The organism is Sphingomonas colocasiae (genome assembly GCF_019880585.1).
GTDB lineage: Bacteria > Pseudomonadota > Alphaproteobacteria > Sphingomonadales > Sphingomonadaceae > Sphingobium_A > Sphingobium_A colocasiae.
The window spans coordinates 437,051-452,305 of record NZ_JAINVV010000009.1 but is presented as its reverse complement, the minus strand read 5'-3'; the positions used below and the strand labels follow the sequence as shown (position 1 = coordinate 452,305).

Sequence of the window (15,255 nt, the reverse complement as noted above, 5' to 3'; positions counted from 1 at the left end):
GGCGCAGCCGATCGGTTCATCATCACTGCAGAGACGCGGGGAACCCCAAAGGGGATCAGACGGGCGGATCGACCCAGCGGAAGAATTCGACGAAATAGCCGCCGGGATCGCGCACGCGGAACTCGGTGGTGCGTCCACGGCAACCGGGCTGGAAATCATCGTCGAGCCCGGCGGATCCGGCGGCCTTCAACCGGCTGTGCCATTCGGCGAGCTGATCGGTCTCGATCGAGAGCGTCGCGCCCTTGTTGAGCCCTGGCACCGGACGCTGGCTGCCGTTCACGGCATCGACCAGCCCCAGGCTGTGGCCAGGCGCGATCCGCAGCAGCACCAGCCAGTCCTGCTCGAAATAGGGCTCGAACCCGAGCACTTCGCGGTACCAGCGCACCGCGGCCTCGTGATCGTCATAATAGAAGAAGGTGATGGCCCCGGCGATGTCGGGCCTGTCCCCCGCCAGACCCGTCATCACGATGCTGCGGCGGTCATTGGTAGAAATCTATATTCTGTTCGACCCGGTTGAGCGTGGCGCGCAGCGTGTCGAGCTCGGCGCGGGACAGGCCCGCGAGCGCTTCCTGCTGATGGCGATAAGCAGTGAGCACGATCGCTTCGAGCTTTTCGATCCCCGCCGGCGTCAACGTCACTTCCGTGGCGCGCGAATCCTCGCTCGACGCCTGGCGCGTCGCCAGGCCATCGGCTTCAAGCTGCATGATCACCCGGCTGACCGTGGGCTGCTCCATCAGCGCCTGCTCCGCGATCTTGCCGATGGTGAGCGTGCCATAGGAACGCAGCACGCTCATCACACGCCAGCGCGAGGGCTTGATCCCCTGGCTGCGCAGGCGAGCCTGCAATCTCTGGTCGAGCCGGTTTGTCAGCCGATAGAGCTGATAGGGAAGGTAGTCGTTGAGCCAGCTGTTTCCGGCCTGCGCCTCTTCCGCGCTCGTTCGCGCCGTTTCGCGGGTCTTTTGCGGCTTGGTCACGCGGGGCAACTTATAGCAACTATTGCGCTGGTCAATCGGTCAAACAGTGCCTACAGATCATGAAACATATATAAATGCATGCTTATGGAGGAGCGGTTGGCTGACGCATCGCGCGTGAACGAACAATGGTCGTCGCGGCTGTCGTTCATCTACTCGATCGGCGCCGCCGCGATCGGCCTGGGCACATTGTGGCGCTTTCCCTATGTCGCGGGCGCGAATGGCGGCGGCGCCTTCGTCATCCTCTACGCACTGTTCGTGATCGCGATCTGCGTGCCGCTGATGATCGCCGAGATGGCGATCGGCCGGCGCGGCCATGGCAGCGTGATCACCAGCGTCGACGCCGCGATCGCGGCAAGCGGCGGATCGCGGGGCTGGCGCGTCGTCGGCTCGCTCGGCCTGCTGATCCCGTTCTTCGGGCTCAGCTATTACAGCATCGTAGCTGGCTGGGCGATCGACTACAGCATCGTATCGGTGACGCAGGGCTTTTCCAGCTTCGACGCGGAACGATCGCGCACCACGTTCGAGACGCTGACCGCGTCGCCCGTTCGCGGCGGACTGCTGCAGCTCGGTTTCATCATGGCGACCGCCGCGGTCGTCGCGCTGGGCGTGCAGCGCGGGATCGAGACGGTCTCGCGGATCAAGATGATCGCGCTGTTCGCCATCCTCATCGGCCTCGTCATCTACAATGCCATCACGATCGGGCTGATGCCCAGCGCCGCATTCCTGCTGAAGCCCGATTTCGCGGCATTGGGCGCCACCGGGGTGCTCACCGCGCTCGGCCAGGCATTGTTCTCCACCGCGATCGGCGCGGGGGTGCTGATGACCTATAGCGCCTATCTGCCCGCGGGCGCGTCACTGCCGCGCTCGTCCCTCGCGCTTTCGGGGGGCGTGATCGTCGTCGCGCTGCTGACCGGCTTCGCGATCTTCCCCGCCGTGCTCGCCTATGGCCTGAAACCGACCGAAGGCCCCAATCTGATCTTCGTCACGCTGCCCGTGGTGTTCGGGCAGATGGCGGGCGGGCGGATCATCGCGATCTTCTTCTTCGGGCTCATCGCATTGGGCGCCTTCACCACCGCCGTGGGCATGCTCGAACCCGTGGTCGCCTGGCTGCGCGAAAAGGTGAAGCTCGGCCGCGCGCCGCTCGCCATAGCCGCCGCGCTGGCGATCTGGCTGATCGGCCTGCCCTCGCTGCTTTCCTTCAACGTGCTTTCAGACTTCCATCCGCTCGCCGCCTTCGGTGCGGAGGGGAAGACGGCCTTCGATCTGCTCGATTTCACCATCGCGAACCTGATGCTGCCCGCCAGCGCGTTCCTGCTCGCGCTGTTCGTCGGCTGGCGTTGCCGGGCGATCATCGGCCCGAAGGAAACCGATCTCGGCGCGGGCGGCTTCAGGCTGTGGGCCGCGATCGTCCGCTACGCCGCGCCGCTCGCGATTTTCGGGCTCGCCGTTCACCTGCTCGCCTAGAGCATGTTGTATATATAGTCATCTTCATATATATCTGAATGAATAATGACGGAATGGAGCAAGATCCGCATGACCGCTGAAGCCGATTTCGGTCAATTTCGTGCGCAGTTTCCGACGACCGAGACGATCGCCTATTTCAACAGCGGATCCTATGGCCTGCTCGGCAACGGCGTGCGCGCGGCGATGGAAGCCTATCTGGCGGACCGGATCGCCAAGGGGGCGGACTGGGGCGCCTGGGTGGCGCTGGAAGATGCGGTTCGCCAGCGCATGGCGACGCTGCTGGGCGCCCATATGCATGAAGTGGCGGTGACGGCATCGGCATCGGCGGGGATCAACGCGGTGGCGAGCAGCGTCGACTTTTCGGCACGGCACAAGGCGGTGGTCAGCAACTATGAATTCCCGACCAGCGCGCAGATCTGGCACGCGCAGGAAAAGCGCGGCGCCGAGGTCGTCCATGTCGCGGAAGCCGAGGACCGCACCATCCCGCTCGCGCATTTCGATGCCGCGATCGACCAGGACACCGCGATCGTCGCGCTGTCGCATGTCTGCTATCGGCATGGCGGCAAGCTGCCGGCCGGCCAGATCCGTGAGATCGCCCGGATCGCGCATGAACGCGGCGCGCTGGTCATCCTCGACTGCTATCAGTCGATCGGCACCGAACCGATCGACGTGCGGGCGCTCGGCGTCGACTTCTGCGTCGGCGGCATGCTCAAATATCTGCTCGGCTCGGCGGGCAGCGGTTTCCTGTGGGTGCGCGACGCCCTGACCTCCGCGCTGGCGCCGAGCACGTCGGGATGGTTCGCGCAGGCAGACACCAATGCGATGGACATTTTCGCGCACGATCCCAGCCCCAGCGCCCGGCGCTTCCAGGGCGGCACGCCGCCCGTACCGAGCCTTTACGCCGCAAAGGCGGGGCTAGATCTGATCCTGGATCTGGGCGTCGATGCGATCGAGGGCCGCGTGCGTATGCTCACCCGCCTCGCGCTCGACCGGCTGGCGCAGGCGGATATTGCGGTGGCAACCCCCGATGACGATGCGTTGCGCGGACCGATGATCGCGATTCCGGCGCGCGACGACGATGCACTCGTCACCGGATTGATCGCGCAGAACATCGTAACGTCGAGCCGCGACGGCAACATCCGCGCCGGCTTCCACGCCTATAATGACAAGGCGGATGTCGAGCGGCTGGTAGAGGCGCTGGCCCGCAGCGGCCAGTGCTTCGGACGGCGCGAGCTGGTGGGATAGAAGGCTTGCGGCCGAGCCGCTCTTCAGAACCGCCTCATCCGTCAGGATGGCGCGCAAACTCTCCAACCGTTTGCGGGTAGGGCGGACGACATCAGCCCGTCCGCCGACCGATCTCAATAATTGATTCCCGGATTGTCACCCGGATGGATCAGCCCGACCACGTCCATCCCGTCGGGATGCGTGCATTGCAGCGAATGGCGATGCTTGCGCGGGAAGAAGATGACGTCGCCGCCGCGAACGCGGGCCCGGATGCCATCGTTCCAGATCACCCCTTCGCCCGAGAGGATGATCAGCGCCTCTTCATAGAGGTGGCGATGCATCTCCGCGCGCGATTGCGGAATATGGCCGATGAACTGCGTCGCGGTGGTTGATCCGATCCTCTTGTCGACGAGCATCTGGAAATAGCGCGGTCCCATGGCGTGGCGCTGGCTTTCGTCGACACCGACGGTGCGATCGGGCCAGTTCGCGTCGAAATCGGCGGGCATCGCCGCAAGTTCGTCCAGCATATCGGTCGCGGGGCAGGCATGGATGTGCACGCCAAGCGAATCTTCCCCTTGCTGGGTGAAGCGGAACGCCTCGCCGCCGCGAACATAGACGCCCATATTCTTCGCCAGGGCGAAGGTACGTCCCGAAATCTCCACGCTGCCCTGCCCCGCCATCGTCCAGAGCACGACATCGCCGGCAGGAGACGCGAGCACGGGCGACTGGCCGTGCCGGAGCTCGCCATAGAATTGCGCCTGATGCCGTGCGCCCATCGCGCTCGACACGATCGTGCGGCACCACCAGCCGCCGCCCGCATCGGGGCGCGTCGCTTCGGCGGCGATCACATAGCAATGGCCGTCGAGCGAACGGACGCCCGCCGCATCGCTTTCGGCCCAGGGCAGATCCTCGGCCAGTTCGGCTTCCTCGGCATAGCCGCCGGGAAGGTTGCTGTGCGCGCCATCGCAGAACGGGCCGGTCGCGGTCTGCTTGCAGCCGCAGAACAGCACTTCCTCGCCATCGACGGTGCAGTCGTAGCGGATCGGTTCGATGCCGGTGCCGTCATGAGAACGGCCATCACAAAAGGGCTGCCGCTTCGATCGTCCGCAGGCGCACCAGAGATAGGAACGCCCGGCTTTCAATTCCTTGTAGAACGGCTTGCGGCTCGCCACGACGGCTTCGCCCATCGATACTCTCCCTGAACCCATATATTCGCCGTCGCCGCCTTGTCGGATCGGCGACGGCGATCATTCGCTATCCTGCGATCATTCGAGCCAGAGCGGCCGGTCGATCTCGTACCAGATCTCAACTTCCATGTTGCGGTGATCCATCACGCCCAGGTGATAGGGATCGTTCTTCTTATATTCGGCATAGGGGCCGGGATAATCGCCACGGCGCTTCTTGTACGCCTCGAAGCTCGCCAGATCCTCATATTCCCAGACGATGAAATGACGGCCGCTATTGGGGCCCGCGATTTCCTTCACATAGTAGCGCAAGCTCTTCCATTCCTTGAACAGGTGGCGGTTTGCGCCCACCCATTTGAGGAAATTCGTCATCGCGGCTTTGTGTTCGGCTTCCTTGCCCTGGATCGGAAACCAGCTTTCGGCTTCGAAGATCGCCATTTCAGCGCGCTCCCCTGCCGCCACCGAACTCACCGCCGTACAGGCGCGAAACACGCTCCAGTTCGGCATCGCTGGGGCGGCGCGGATCGGCGCCCGTTGCCGTCGCCGCGGCAGCCGGCGCCCCCACCGCGACGCCCGCCACCGCGAGCGAAGCGAGCCCCAGCGCCTGGCGGCGGCTGGTGACCAGTTTCTCGTCCATCTCCTGTCCTTTCCTGGGTGTTCCAATGGGCTCGAAGTCTAGAATGTGCTGGATTTAAGTCAATTCATTTCATATGAAAAAGCATATTTATGGGAGATCGAAATGCGGACTATCGGCCTGGCCCTCACGCTTCTGGGAACCGCCTGCGCGCTGCCCCCGGCCAATGCGGAGCGGCCCGCACCGCCGGCTGCGGCACCGGTCAAAGGGCAGATGACATTCCTCTATTATAACGACCTGCCACGCGCCGCCGCCTTCTATGAAAGGCTGCTCGGGACACCGCCCCGGGACACGCCGGCATGGGTGCGGTTGTTCGACCTGACCGACACCGCAACGCTCGGGCTGGTCAATGCAAAGGACGGAACGCTGCGTCCGTCGGACAACAAGCCGGTGATGGTGACGGTGGTGGTCGACGGCGTCGGTGCGGTCGATGCCTGGTACGAGCGCGTCCGCGCGCAGAGGATCACGATCAGCGAGGAACGCAAGACGACCAGGCTGGACGACAAACGATCGATCCACGCCTTCATCTTCAAGGACCCCGAGGGCTATGCGATCGAGATCCTGAGCTGGACGGCCAGCCAGCCGCGTTGATCCGACCGGTCGGGCCAACGAAAAACCCCGCCGGCGCTCCGCCGACGGGGTTTTTCTTGATGGATGGCGGCCGGATGGCCGCCATCCGATCGATCAAAATTTGACGCTGCCGCGCAGGCCCCAGCGACGCAGCCCGGGCACCACGGCGGCGCCGTTGGCGAAGCCGAAGTCGAACGAAGCGCTGTAATATTTCTTGTCGAAGAGATTCTCGACATAGGCGGCGATGCGGAAGCGGTCGCTTTCCAGGCCGAGGCGCAGATTGACCTTGCCATAGCCCTTGACGAGATAGGGGAAGGTCGGCTGGCCCGCCATCACCGCCGCGATGTTGTTGACCGTGGTATAGGCATCGTCGGTGTAAAAATATTCGCCGCGCACGAACGCATCGAGGCTGTCGGTCAGCGGCGCGGTATATTGCGCGAAGGTCGACAGCGTCCATTCGGGCGCCTTGGGCAGCGGCTTGCCCGACAGATCGAGCGTGCCGAAATTGGTGCGCGCATCGGTGAACTTGTCGAACCGCGCCTTGAGGTAACCGACGTTCAGCCCGAGCTCGAGCCGCTCGGTGGGCGCCGCCAACAGTTCGAGCTCGACGCCCTTGCTGGTTGCGCTCGCGGCGTTGGAGATACCGGCATAGTTGATGATGTTGCCGTTGGCGTCGCGCCCGACCACGCCGGAGCTGACCTGAACGTCGCTCCAGTCGATGTAGAAGAAGGCGAGATTGGCGCGCAGGTGATTGTCAAGCAGCGTGCTCTTCACGCCCACTTCGTAATTCCACAACGTCTCCGCGCCGAAATCGCTGCGCGCGCGCTGCGGATCGAGCTCGAAACCACCCGATTTCCAGCCTTTCGAAATGCTTCCATAGATATTGACGTCATCCGACGCGGCATATTTGATCGCGAAGCGCGGCGAGACATCGCTGAAGCTGCGGCTGCCCCGCACATTCTGGAGCGGACCGCCGAATTCGATCTGATCCTCGAACCGGTCGAGCTTGTCGTGCGAATAGCGTGCGCCGGCAGTGAGCGAGAGCGCATCGGTGACGTCGAAGGTCGCCTCCGCGAACACCGCCTTCGACGTGATCTTCTGGTTGAAGTGCGACAGCTCGATCGGGAAATCCTCGGGCAGGCCGATATCGTTCTGCTTGCCCGCCGCGATGAATTCGCCTTCGCGATGCTTGTCGCGCGCGAAGACCGCGCCGACGATCCAGTTCAGCCGCTTGTCGCCCACCGACTGGATGCGCAGTTCCTGCGAGAAGCTCTTGCGGCTGTCGTAATTGAAGCCTTCGCGCAGGAAATCGACGCTCGAGAAGTCGAGTTCGCCGCTGCGGTTGAACTTCGCCGAGCCATAGCCGGTGATGCTGGTGACGCCGACATTCTCGCCGGTCCATGCGATACGGCCGACCGCGATATGATATTCGTTGTTCACCACCAGCGGCGCGTCATGCGCATAGTTGCGGCGATTGTTCGGATAGAAGCCGAGATTGGAATCGACCGGGCAGGAGAAGGTGACGCCCGGGCAGATCGACTTGATGAAGTCGCTCAGCACGCCGGTGTGGATCAGGCCGAAATCGTCGTCATGTTCCTTGGCGTAATTGTACGACAGGTCGATCGTCAGCGAATCGGTGGGAGTGGCGCGCGCCGAAAGCCGGGCCGCCTTGTAGTCGCGGCCATTGCCGCCGCCCACGGGATGCTTGTTGTTGAATTCGCCGTCGGAGGTTTCCCATTTGCCCGCAGCGCGGATCGCGATCGTGTCGCTCAGCGGCACATTGACCATGCCGCCCAGTTCATAGGTGCCGAAACGGCCGATCATCGCATTGGCCTCTCCCGCGAAGCGCGTCGTATCCGGCTTCTGGGTGTTGAGGCTCATCACGCCGCCCGACGCGTTGCGGCCGAAATAGGTACCCTGCGGACCGCGCAGCACCTCAATCCGCTCCATATCGATCAGGTGCGGGTTGAGCGCGATGTGCGAGATGTTGAAATCGTCGAGATAGATGCCGAACGACGATGCGTTGCCGCCGACGTTCGAGATGCCGCGCAGCGCCAGGCCGAGCGCGCTGCTCGACACGTTGTTGCCGCTGCGCACCGGGCTGTCGGTGATGAACACGTTCGGCGTGTTCTGGAAATAGGAACCGACATCCTGGATGTTCGCGCGCTGCAATTCCTGCGCGCTGAACGCGGTCACCGCGACGGGCACGTCCTGAATGCTTTCGCTGCGGCGCTGGGCGGTGACGACAATGTCCTCCAGCCCCTGATCCTCAGCGCCGGTGGTCGTATCCTGCGCCGATGCCTGGCCGCCCATCGCCAGCAGCGCCGCGATCGCGGCCGTGCCGCTACCCGCCATGCGCCACATGTGATTGGTCATCGATCTCATTGATTTGCCTCCCTCTCATCGCCGTATCCCGGCATCCATGGGTCGAGCTCTCGCGGCCCCTCGACGCCGGTATAATTAGTTTATGCCTAAAATAAAATAGAAAAGCGCATATGAAAATGAATGAATATGCTTTTCGCGCGAACGGGCCGCACTGGCGGCCGGCGAAGCGGCGCTACCGGCGCGGCGCCAGGATCGCGTCGAGGCGCGCGGGCGCGGCCGGATCGCGTTCGAGCCGGGGGTAGCGCAGGCCCATGGCGCAAGCGATCCGGACATCGCGCACCGCATCGCCGCGCCGGACCGTCAAGGTCAGCGGCTGCGACCGCCCCTTGCATGCCGCGACCGCGTTCCTGATCCGCTCTCCGTCATAGACCTGGCCATCGACTGCGACGATCTGCGTGCCGATCGTCAGTTCGGCGGCGAAGGCGGGGCCATCCCACACCACATCGGTGACGGTGCCTCCCTTGTCCGCCGTCAGCCCGATCGACCAGCTCAGATCGGTCACGCCGCGCTGCGCCTCTCCGCTGCGGAAGAAGGCGGTGGGCGTATCGGTATAGATCAGGCGGTAGCCGCCGCGCGCCAGCCCGTCGAGCGGCGCGTCGGGCGCGACCTTTTCCACCCGGTCACGGAAGAAGGAGGCCCAGCCCCACGGGGCGACGGCGTTCAATGCCGTCACGACGTCATCGACGACATACGGGACCGGCCGATAGGATCCGTCCTCGACCGAGAAGAAGGCGCGCACGAAATCGTCGAGGCTGCGTTTGCCGCCGGAAAGCGCGCGGATGCGCGTATCGACGTCGAGCCAGATCAACTGGCCTTCCAGATAATAGTCGGATCCGCGCTGCCAGTTCGGCCAGGGCTGCGCCCCCTCCGCATAGATGGAATGATTGGTGGTATCGAGCAGCGGACGCCATTGCCGGCCGACGCGATTCTGCATGGTCGCGGCGGTCAGCGCGAAATTGTCCAGCCCGTCCTGCACGCTGTGCAGCCCCGAGCGGACGGCAAGCACCGCGCCGAGATAGCGCGTCAGCCCTTCATAGACCCAGAGCAGGCTGTTCTGCATCGGCGCATCGAGCGTCGGCGTCAGCAGGTCCGCGCCACGGCGGAACTTGCCGTTCCAGCTATGGACGAACTCATGCGGCAGCAGTTCGCGGCTCGGCGCGGTTCCGGCCCAGTCGGTGAAATAGTCGGGCACCGTGAAATTCTCGCTCGACTGGCTGTGTTCGGCCCCCAGGCCGCCGATCTTCCCGGTCAGGCCGACAAGGAAATCGTAGCGATCATAATGGCGCGACGCGAAGAGCTTGAGGCTCTGGTCCACCAGCCGTCGATGCGCCTCGATCTGCGCCGGGCTGGCCGCAAGCTGTTCGGGCCGATCGGCGAAGACCGCGAGCGTGACCGGCGCGCCCGAGGATTCATCGAGATTATGACGCACCGAATATCGACCGGCGAGGATCGGCGAATCGACAAATGTCTCGTAATCCACGGGTTTGAAGCGGATCATGCCGTCAACGACGCTGTCGGTTGCGAGTGCGGTCGCGAATTGCCAGCCCTGGGGCAGTTTCACCGACGCCTGCACCGTCATCCGGCGCGATGCATAGCCCGCCGGATAGGGCGCCAGCGACGTCCATTGCAGGTCGATCATCTCCGGGCTGACCTCGATCCGGCCCATCTTCGGATCGGTTGGGGAAAGATATTGGAACGCGACCTCGATCGTCTCCGCACCCTGCGGCACATCGATATGGATCGCATGCATCATCACCGGATCGCGCTTCCAGCCGATCTCCGCCCCCTTCGCGCGCACCGCCAGGCCAGCGATCCGCGCGATCGGCCCCGATGGCGCATGATGGCCCGGCACCCAGCGCGGGAAATAGATGGTCATCGGCCCCGGCCTGGTGACCGGCAGGGTCATCGTGCCGCGCAGGATCGCGCGCGCGACGTCGCGCGCGTCAATCCCCAGACCGATGACGCCCGGATAATCGGCATCGTGCAATGCGCTCCGGCCCTCCGGCGCATCCACGCCCTGCGCCTTTGCCGCCTGCGGCGTCAGAACCAGAAGCGCGGCGCACGCCGCCGCAACCTTGCCGATCATCTATATTCCTCCCCATCGGTACCGGTTTTGCCGGCGGATATCTATATTATATCATATGATATTGTATGTTTATCAAGCCGGTTAATCGGCAATGCATTCGACCGGCAGGCAAAGCCGCCTGCCCTGGAACCGCTTCAGGCCGGCGTTCGTCGCCATCCCATCAGGCACAATGCCAGCATCACGGCGTTGCCGAGCGCATCGAGCAGCCCCACCCACGTGAAGACGGGATCGATGAAGGTGAACCAAGCATTGAAAGCGAAGAAGGGAATAATGGCGATGCCATAGGCAAGGAAGGTCGTGCGGGTGAAGCGGCTGAACGCCGCGAACAACCCGGAGATCATCGCCTGCGCCCCGAAGCAGGCGACGACGAAGGGCAGGATCGGCGTCCCCACCCGATATTCGGGCAGAAAGCAGAGATCGATCACGCTCCGCGGCGCCAGCAGCGCCCATCCGCCAAGGATGAAGAACACCGATGCGATGCCCAATTGTATCCGTTTTGGCGTCATGGCCGCGCTCCCCCTCAATCGCCATGCTATAGAGGCGCTATCGGCCGAGGGCGACTCGATGGACGGAGACCTTTCACCCGCAGACAGGATTCGCGCCACCTATGCGCGCTGGCAGGAAACGCGCGGGGCGTCGGCCGAGGATTATCTGGCGCTGATGGCGCCCGATATCGAGATGCGATCGGTGCTGGGCCCGGACGTTCCCGATACCATCGCCGGCCCTGCCATCGGGCTGGATGCCGCGCGCGCCTATTTCGACGCGCTGCGCCGGGACTGGGAGATGATCGCCTTTCCCACCGAGGAGATCGTCGCCCAGGGCGATACCGTGATCTGGATCGGCCGCTGCCATTGGCGCAGCCGCACCAGCCTGTCGGAAGTGGACAGCCCCAAGGTCGATATCTGGCATTTCCGCGACGGCAAGGCGGTGCGCGTACTCGAGATGTTCGACTCGCTGGGTTTCGCGCGCGCCATCCGGCTGGTCTGACGCCTCACCGCTTGCGCACGAACTCCGCGCGCAACACCAGCCCCTTGATCCCTTCGTAGCGGCAATCGATTTCCTGCGGATCGCCGGTCAGGCGGATCGACTTGATCAGCGTGCCGCGCTTCAGCGTCTGGCCCGCGCCCTTCACCTTCAGATCCTTGATCAGCGTCACCTGATCGCCATCGGCAAGCAGATTGCCGACGGCGTCGCGCACCTCGACGCCATCCGCCGGCGCACGCGCCGTCGCCTCGCCGGCACTGATCCATTCGCCCGTCGCCTCGTCATAGACGAACGCATCCTCATCTTCGGTCATCGTCATTCCCCGGCCATGTGCATATCGCCAACGCCCATAGCGCATGACGGCCGCCTGGCCATGACCTACGTCAAAACGAACCGGGCGCTTCCCTTTGCGCGGTGCTCGGCCGCTCCGGCGTCAGCAGTTCGAACCGCGCCGGGCCACCGCGAAACGCCTGTGCGCCCGCGCCCGGCGCGATCGGGGTACAGCTTAGCCCGGCAAGGAAATCGAGCGCGCGCGCGACCGACTGTTCCTGCGGATCGCCGAGCGGCCGGGTGAGATCGTCCGCCGCCTGGCAGCTCGCCTCCACCTTCCCCGCCAGCCCATCATAATAATCACCCTGGCGCGCACTGTTCTGCGTGGCGAAGGCGATCACGCGCAATCGATCGTCGCAGGCCGCGCGATCGATCGCGATCTGCCCCACCGGCTTGCCATAGGTGTTGGTGCCGATCAGCGCGGCGCGCGCATGGAGATAGGGGATGAAGGCGTTGATCACGAGCTCGCTCGCGGACGCCGTGCCGCTGGTGCCGATAAAGGCGATGCGCGTCGGCGCGATCGATTGCGGCTGCGAACGGAAATTGCGCGTTTCGTTCTCCGCCGATTTTTCGGGGCGGTAGACGGTGTAGGACAGCACATCGGAGGCGAAGCGATCGCGGCCCAGCAGGTCGCCGAACAATTCGGCGATCGAGACGAGGCCACCACCATTGTAGCGCAAATCGACGATGACGTCGGTCACCCCTTGTGCGCGGAAGGTGGCGAAGGCGTTGCGCAGCGCGGGATCGGCGGTGGTGATGAAACTGCGCAGATTGACATAGCCGACCTTGCGGCCGCCATCGTCGATCACCCTGGTGCCATAGCGCGACGAAACCGGCGTCAGATCATAATCGGCCTTGGTGACCGTCACCGTCCGCGTCGTCGCGCCGTCGGACACACGGAAGGCACGGCTGACGCCCGCGGTCGATGCGCCCAGCGCGTTGGTGACGCCGGCGCTTCCCTCCAACGCGATGATATCGCTGACGGTGCGCAGCGACGCGGTGCTGGCGCCGATCGCAAGGATCTCCGTTCCCCGATCGATCCCGGCCGCGAGCGCTGGCGCGCCTTCAAAGGCTTCGGAGACGATCACCCGGCGCTGCACCGTATCGGTCGAGAGCCTGAAACCGAATCCCGCGCTCGATCCCGACGCGTAATAGGCATCCTCTTCCTCGATCGAGGTGAGATAGGTGAAGAAACGATCGCGACGCTGCGACCGCGCGGTCGCCGTCAGCGCGTCGATATAGGCCTCGACCGTCACATAGGGCGCGGGATCGAGCGTTGCGGGCAATGTTTCGGGGAACAGATACCATTCGCGCAGTTGCGTCGCCGCCCAGATCTGCCGATCACGCACGCTGCAGGCGGTTGGCGTCGGGGTTGGTGTGGGCGTCAGCGTCAGCGTGGGTGTTGGTGTCGGCGTGAATCCGCCGCTCGATCCGTCGCCGCCACCGCCACAGGCGGACAGCATCGCGATCACGCCCAACGCCGCTCCCAGTCGCCGCTGAATCATCGCCCTACTCCACGCGATTTCAGCAGGATGCTAGACCAGCTTCCGCGGCAGGGCCAGCCGGTTCAGATCCATCCCGGCGCATGGACGACCTCCAGCTTCATCCCGTCCGGATCCTCGAAGAACACCGCATAATAATCGCCCCAATATTCGGGATAATGCGCCGGCGGATCGAGTATCGTTATGCCGTGATCGACCAGCAGCCGATGCACGGCATCGACATCGTCGCGGCTGTTCGCACGCCAGGCGAGATGATGAAGCCCGGGCGCATAGCGGCGATGGACATGATCGCGCAGCGCCGGATCGCAGGCCTTGAGCCCAAGCGCGGCCCCGCGCCCCGCCTCGGCAAGATCCCATTCGCATCCGTCGGGCTCGTCCTTCACCATCCGATAGCCCAGATATTCCAGCACCGGGCCGTAGACGCGGCGCGAGGCCGCAAGGTCGCTCACATTCAGGTCGATATGATGGAATGCACCCCGGGCGATCATGGTCATGGCTCCACTCCGTTTACGCTTTAAATGTTCCATATATGTTCTATAAGGGCAAACCGCGTCCGACTCGCCGGACGCGGACGGCGAATACCATGTCGATTCGTCGATTCGCCGGGCGAACCAGCCCGGCCTGAAATCTTTTTCAGGGGGTTCGCAATGAATCGGCAGCGCCGTCATCATATGTATTTCTTCCTGCCGCCGCCGGCCGAGATCCGGCGCGAAATCGCGCAATGGTGTTCGCCGACACTGGTTGGAACGCCCGTGCGCGAGGACAGGCTCCATGTCACGATCGGCACCGCCGGCGGATATGACGAGACGCCGCGCGGCGTGATCGCACTGATCGTCGAAGCGCTGGCGGATCTGACGCTGCCGTCTTGCGGCCTGGTGTTCGATACCGTCATCGGCGGCCCCAGATCGGCGCTGCTGAAGCCGAGCGAGCGCCTGCGCGGTTTCGATACGCTGCAGATACGGATCGCAACCGCGATCGGCCTGCACCCGGCGCTCTGGTCGCATTTCCGGCCGCATATCACGCTTGGCTATAATGGCCGGCCGATGCCCGCACGGTCGATCGATCCGATAAGCTGGACCGCCGACCGGCTGTGCCTGGTCGAAAGCCTGCATGGCGAGACCCGGCATATCGTTCACGGCAGTTGGCCATTGACGGCCTGTACGCAGAAAGCGGCCTGAGCCCTTTCACGCGCCCGGACACTCCCGCCGCAACGGGCATGCCCGGCAATCGGGCGCGCGTTCATGGCAGTGGCGTTGGCCGAGCCGCTTCATCGCGATATGGAGCAGCAGCAGATCCTCGCCCGACCAGTCACGCAGATCGGCGGTGACCGCTTCGCTCGCCTCGCAATAGTCGGCGTTGCGCCGGACATAGCGAAGGCGCCGCAGCACGCGGCGCACATGCGTATCGACGATGAAGACGGAGCGGCGCAGCGTACTGGCGTTGAGCACAGATGCCGCCACCTTGCGCCGGATGCCGGGCAGTTGCTCAAGATAGACGAGAGCCTCGGCGAGCGGCACGCCACCCAAGAATTCAAGCCGATAATCCGGCCTGTCGCGACCGATGATCCGCAGCGTGCGTGCCATCCACTCCGCCTTGATCGGCGCGTAGTTCACCCGGGCGATCACGGCCTCGATCTCGTCGGGTGCGGCGCACGCCAACTGCCGTATCGAGACGAACCGGCACACGATGGCATCATAGGCGGCCTGCGAGTCGGCATCGAGCGTCCGTCCACTGATCATCGCCTTGATCAGTTCGCTCATCGGACGGCGCGGCGGACGCAAACGGAGATCCGCCAGCAGCGGTGCGAGCATCCCCCGCCAGCGGCCCAGATCGGAAATGGCGGAATCGAATCGCGCCTGCATGGGATGAACATTGAACAAAACAGGAACATATGCCAGATGATTTCCTCCGACCGGGA

17 protein-coding genes are annotated in these 15,255 nt (G+C 64.2%); 5 read left to right on the top strand and 12 right to left on the bottom strand.

Going from position 1 to position 15,255, the window contains the following annotated elements:
• Positions 1-55: 55 nt before the first annotated feature.
• Together K7G82_RS20850 and K7G82_RS20845 are read right to left on the bottom strand one after the other, a co-directional pair.
• A complete protein-coding gene (locus tag K7G82_RS20850; protein ID WP_222991835.1) occupies positions 56-463 on the bottom strand; it encodes a VOC family protein in 408 nt (135 codons plus the stop codon).
• Between the two features lie 16 nt (positions 464-479).
• A complete protein-coding gene (locus tag K7G82_RS20845; protein WP_222991834.1) occupies positions 480-974 on the bottom strand; it encodes a MarR family winged helix-turn-helix transcriptional regulator in 495 nt (164 codons plus the stop codon).
• 96 nt (positions 975-1,070) lie between these two features.
• Between K7G82_RS20845 and K7G82_RS20840 the strand changes: the two genes are divergently transcribed.
• On the top strand, positions 1,071-2,438 hold the full coding sequence (locus tag K7G82_RS20840) for a sodium-dependent transporter (RefSeq protein WP_246623733.1): 1,368 nt from the start codon (positions 1,071-1,073) through the stop codon (positions 2,436-2,438).
• Between the two features lie 69 nt (positions 2,439-2,507).
• The gene (locus tag K7G82_RS20835) at positions 2,508-3,683 is read left to right on the top strand and encodes an aminotransferase class V-fold PLP-dependent enzyme (RefSeq protein ID WP_222991832.1); all 1,176 of its coding nucleotides are present in this window, start codon (positions 2,508-2,510) and stop codon (positions 3,681-3,683) included.
• Between the two features lie 113 nt (positions 3,684-3,796).
• On the opposite strand, the gene K7G82_RS20830 is transcribed toward K7G82_RS20835, so the two are convergent.
• From K7G82_RS20830 to K7G82_RS20820, 3 genes are all read right to left on the bottom strand, one after another.
• On the bottom strand, positions 3,797-4,849 hold the full coding sequence (locus K7G82_RS20830) for a cupin domain-containing protein (protein ID WP_222991831.1): 1,053 nt from the start codon (positions 4,847-4,849) through the stop codon (positions 3,797-3,799).
• Between the two features lie 78 nt (positions 4,850-4,927).
• Positions 4,928-5,284: a hypothetical protein gene (locus K7G82_RS20825; RefSeq protein WP_222991830.1), complete on the bottom strand. Its 357-nt coding sequence runs from the start codon at positions 5,282-5,284 to the stop codon at positions 4,928-4,930.
• Between the two features lies 1 nt (position 5,285).
• Positions 5,286-5,483 carry a hypothetical protein gene (locus K7G82_RS20820; protein WP_222991829.1) on the bottom strand — a complete coding sequence of 66 codons (198 nt, stop codon included), beginning with the start codon at positions 5,481-5,483 and terminating at the stop codon, positions 5,286-5,288.
• A gap of 102 nt (positions 5,484-5,585) precedes the next feature.
• Between K7G82_RS20820 and K7G82_RS20815 the strand changes: the two genes are divergently transcribed.
• Entirely contained in the window at positions 5,586-6,071 is a 486-nt protein-coding gene (locus tag K7G82_RS20815) for a VOC family protein (protein WP_222991828.1), read from the top strand.
• Between the two features lie 93 nt (positions 6,072-6,164).
• Here K7G82_RS20815 and K7G82_RS20810 read toward each other — a convergent pair whose 3' ends face one another.
• From K7G82_RS20810 to K7G82_RS20800, 3 genes are all read right to left on the bottom strand, one after another.
• Positions 6,165-8,435, bottom strand: coding sequence for a TonB-dependent receptor (locus K7G82_RS20810; RefSeq protein WP_222991827.1), 2,271 nt, complete (start codon positions 8,433-8,435; stop codon positions 6,165-6,167).
• A 172-nt stretch (positions 8,436-8,607) separates the two neighbouring features.
• Positions 8,608-10,521 (bottom strand): M61 family metallopeptidase, encoded by a 1,914-nt coding sequence (locus K7G82_RS20805; protein ID WP_222991826.1) that lies wholly within the window; start codon positions 10,519-10,521, stop codon positions 8,608-8,610.
• 134 nt (positions 10,522-10,655) lie between these two features.
• Positions 10,656-11,027, bottom strand: coding sequence for a hypothetical protein (locus tag K7G82_RS20800; RefSeq protein WP_222991825.1), 372 nt, complete (start codon positions 11,025-11,027; stop codon positions 10,656-10,658).
• Between the two features lie 58 nt (positions 11,028-11,085).
• Between K7G82_RS20800 and K7G82_RS20795 the strand changes: the two genes are divergently transcribed.
• Positions 11,086-11,508, top strand: a complete 423-nt coding sequence (locus K7G82_RS20795; protein ID WP_222991824.1) for a nuclear transport factor 2 family protein — start codon at positions 11,086-11,088, stop codon at positions 11,506-11,508.
• Between the two features lie 4 nt (positions 11,509-11,512).
• Here the strand turns inward: K7G82_RS20795 and K7G82_RS20790 are convergent, their stop codons facing one another.
• From K7G82_RS20790 to K7G82_RS20780, 3 genes are all read right to left on the bottom strand, one after another.
• Entirely contained in the window at positions 11,513-11,818 is a 306-nt protein-coding gene (locus K7G82_RS20790) for an alkylphosphonate utilization protein (RefSeq protein WP_222991823.1), read from the bottom strand.
• 70 nt (positions 11,819-11,888) lie between these two features.
• Positions 11,889-13,340, bottom strand: coding sequence for a S41 family peptidase (locus K7G82_RS20785; protein ID WP_222991822.1), 1,452 nt, complete (start codon positions 13,338-13,340; stop codon positions 11,889-11,891).
• A 62-nt stretch (positions 13,341-13,402) separates the two neighbouring features.
• Positions 13,403-13,831, bottom strand: a complete 429-nt coding sequence (locus K7G82_RS20780) for a VOC family protein (protein WP_246623732.1) — start codon at positions 13,829-13,831, stop codon at positions 13,403-13,405.
• Between the two features lie 153 nt (positions 13,832-13,984).
• On the opposite strand from K7G82_RS20780, the gene K7G82_RS20775 reads away from it, so the two are divergent.
• A complete protein-coding gene (locus K7G82_RS20775) occupies positions 13,985-14,515 on the top strand; it encodes a 2'-5' RNA ligase family protein (protein WP_222991821.1) in 531 nt (176 codons plus the stop codon).
• A 6-nt stretch (positions 14,516-14,521) separates the two neighbouring features.
• Here the strand turns inward: K7G82_RS20775 and K7G82_RS20770 are convergent, their stop codons facing one another.
• Positions 14,522-15,199, bottom strand: a complete 678-nt coding sequence (locus tag K7G82_RS20770; RefSeq protein WP_222991820.1) for an endonuclease III domain-containing protein — start codon at positions 15,197-15,199, stop codon at positions 14,522-14,524.
• Positions 15,200-15,255 lie beyond the last annotated feature (56 nt).

Excerpts from the sequence above, each read along its gene's own strand:
- K7G82_RS20795 (WP_222991824.1), top strand. The coding sequence starts at position 11,086 with ATGGACGGAGACCTTTCACCCGCAGACAGGATTCGCGCCACCTATGCG.
- K7G82_RS20835 (WP_222991832.1), top strand. The coding sequence starts at position 2,508 with ATGACCGCTGAAGCCGATTTCGGTCAATTTCGTGCGCAGTTTCCGACG.
- K7G82_RS20815 (WP_222991828.1), top strand. The coding sequence starts at position 5,586 with ATGCGGACTATCGGCCTGGCCCTCACGCTTCTGGGAACCGCCTGCGCG.
- K7G82_RS20800 (WP_222991825.1), bottom strand. The coding sequence starts at position 11,027 with ATGACGCCAAAACGGATACAATTGGGCATCGCATCGGTGTTCTTCATC.
- K7G82_RS20785 (WP_222991822.1), bottom strand. The coding sequence starts at position 13,340 with ATGATTCAGCGGCGACTGGGAGCGGCGTTGGGCGTGATCGCGATGCTG.
- K7G82_RS20830 (WP_222991831.1), bottom strand. The coding sequence starts at position 4,849 with ATGGGCGAAGCCGTCGTGGCGAGCCGCAAGCCGTTCTACAAGGAATTG.
- K7G82_RS20770 (WP_222991820.1), bottom strand. The coding sequence starts at position 15,199 with ATGCAGGCGCGATTCGATTCCGCCATTTCCGATCTGGGCCGCTGGCGG.
- K7G82_RS20810 (WP_222991827.1), bottom strand. The coding sequence starts at position 8,435 with ATGAGATCGATGACCAATCACATGTGGCGCATGGCGGGTAGCGGCACG.
- K7G82_RS20775 (WP_222991821.1), top strand. The coding sequence starts at position 13,985 with ATGAATCGGCAGCGCCGTCATCATATGTATTTCTTCCTGCCGCCGCCG.
- K7G82_RS20820 (WP_222991829.1), bottom strand. The coding sequence starts at position 5,483 with ATGGACGAGAAACTGGTCACCAGCCGCCGCCAGGCGCTGGGGCTCGCT.
- K7G82_RS20790 (WP_222991823.1), bottom strand. The coding sequence starts at position 11,818 with ATGACCGAAGATGAGGATGCGTTCGTCTATGACGAGGCGACGGGCGAA.
- K7G82_RS20825 (WP_222991830.1), bottom strand. The coding sequence starts at position 5,284 with ATGGCGATCTTCGAAGCCGAAAGCTGGTTTCCGATCCAGGGCAAGGAA.
- K7G82_RS20805 (WP_222991826.1), bottom strand. The coding sequence starts at position 10,521 with ATGATCGGCAAGGTTGCGGCGGCGTGCGCCGCGCTTCTGGTTCTGACG.
- K7G82_RS20780 (WP_246623732.1), bottom strand. The coding sequence starts at position 13,831 with ATGACCATGATCGCCCGGGGTGCATTCCATCATATCGACCTGAATGTG.
- K7G82_RS20850 (WP_222991835.1), bottom strand. The coding sequence starts at position 463 with ATGACGGGTCTGGCGGGGGACAGGCCCGACATCGCCGGGGCCATCACC.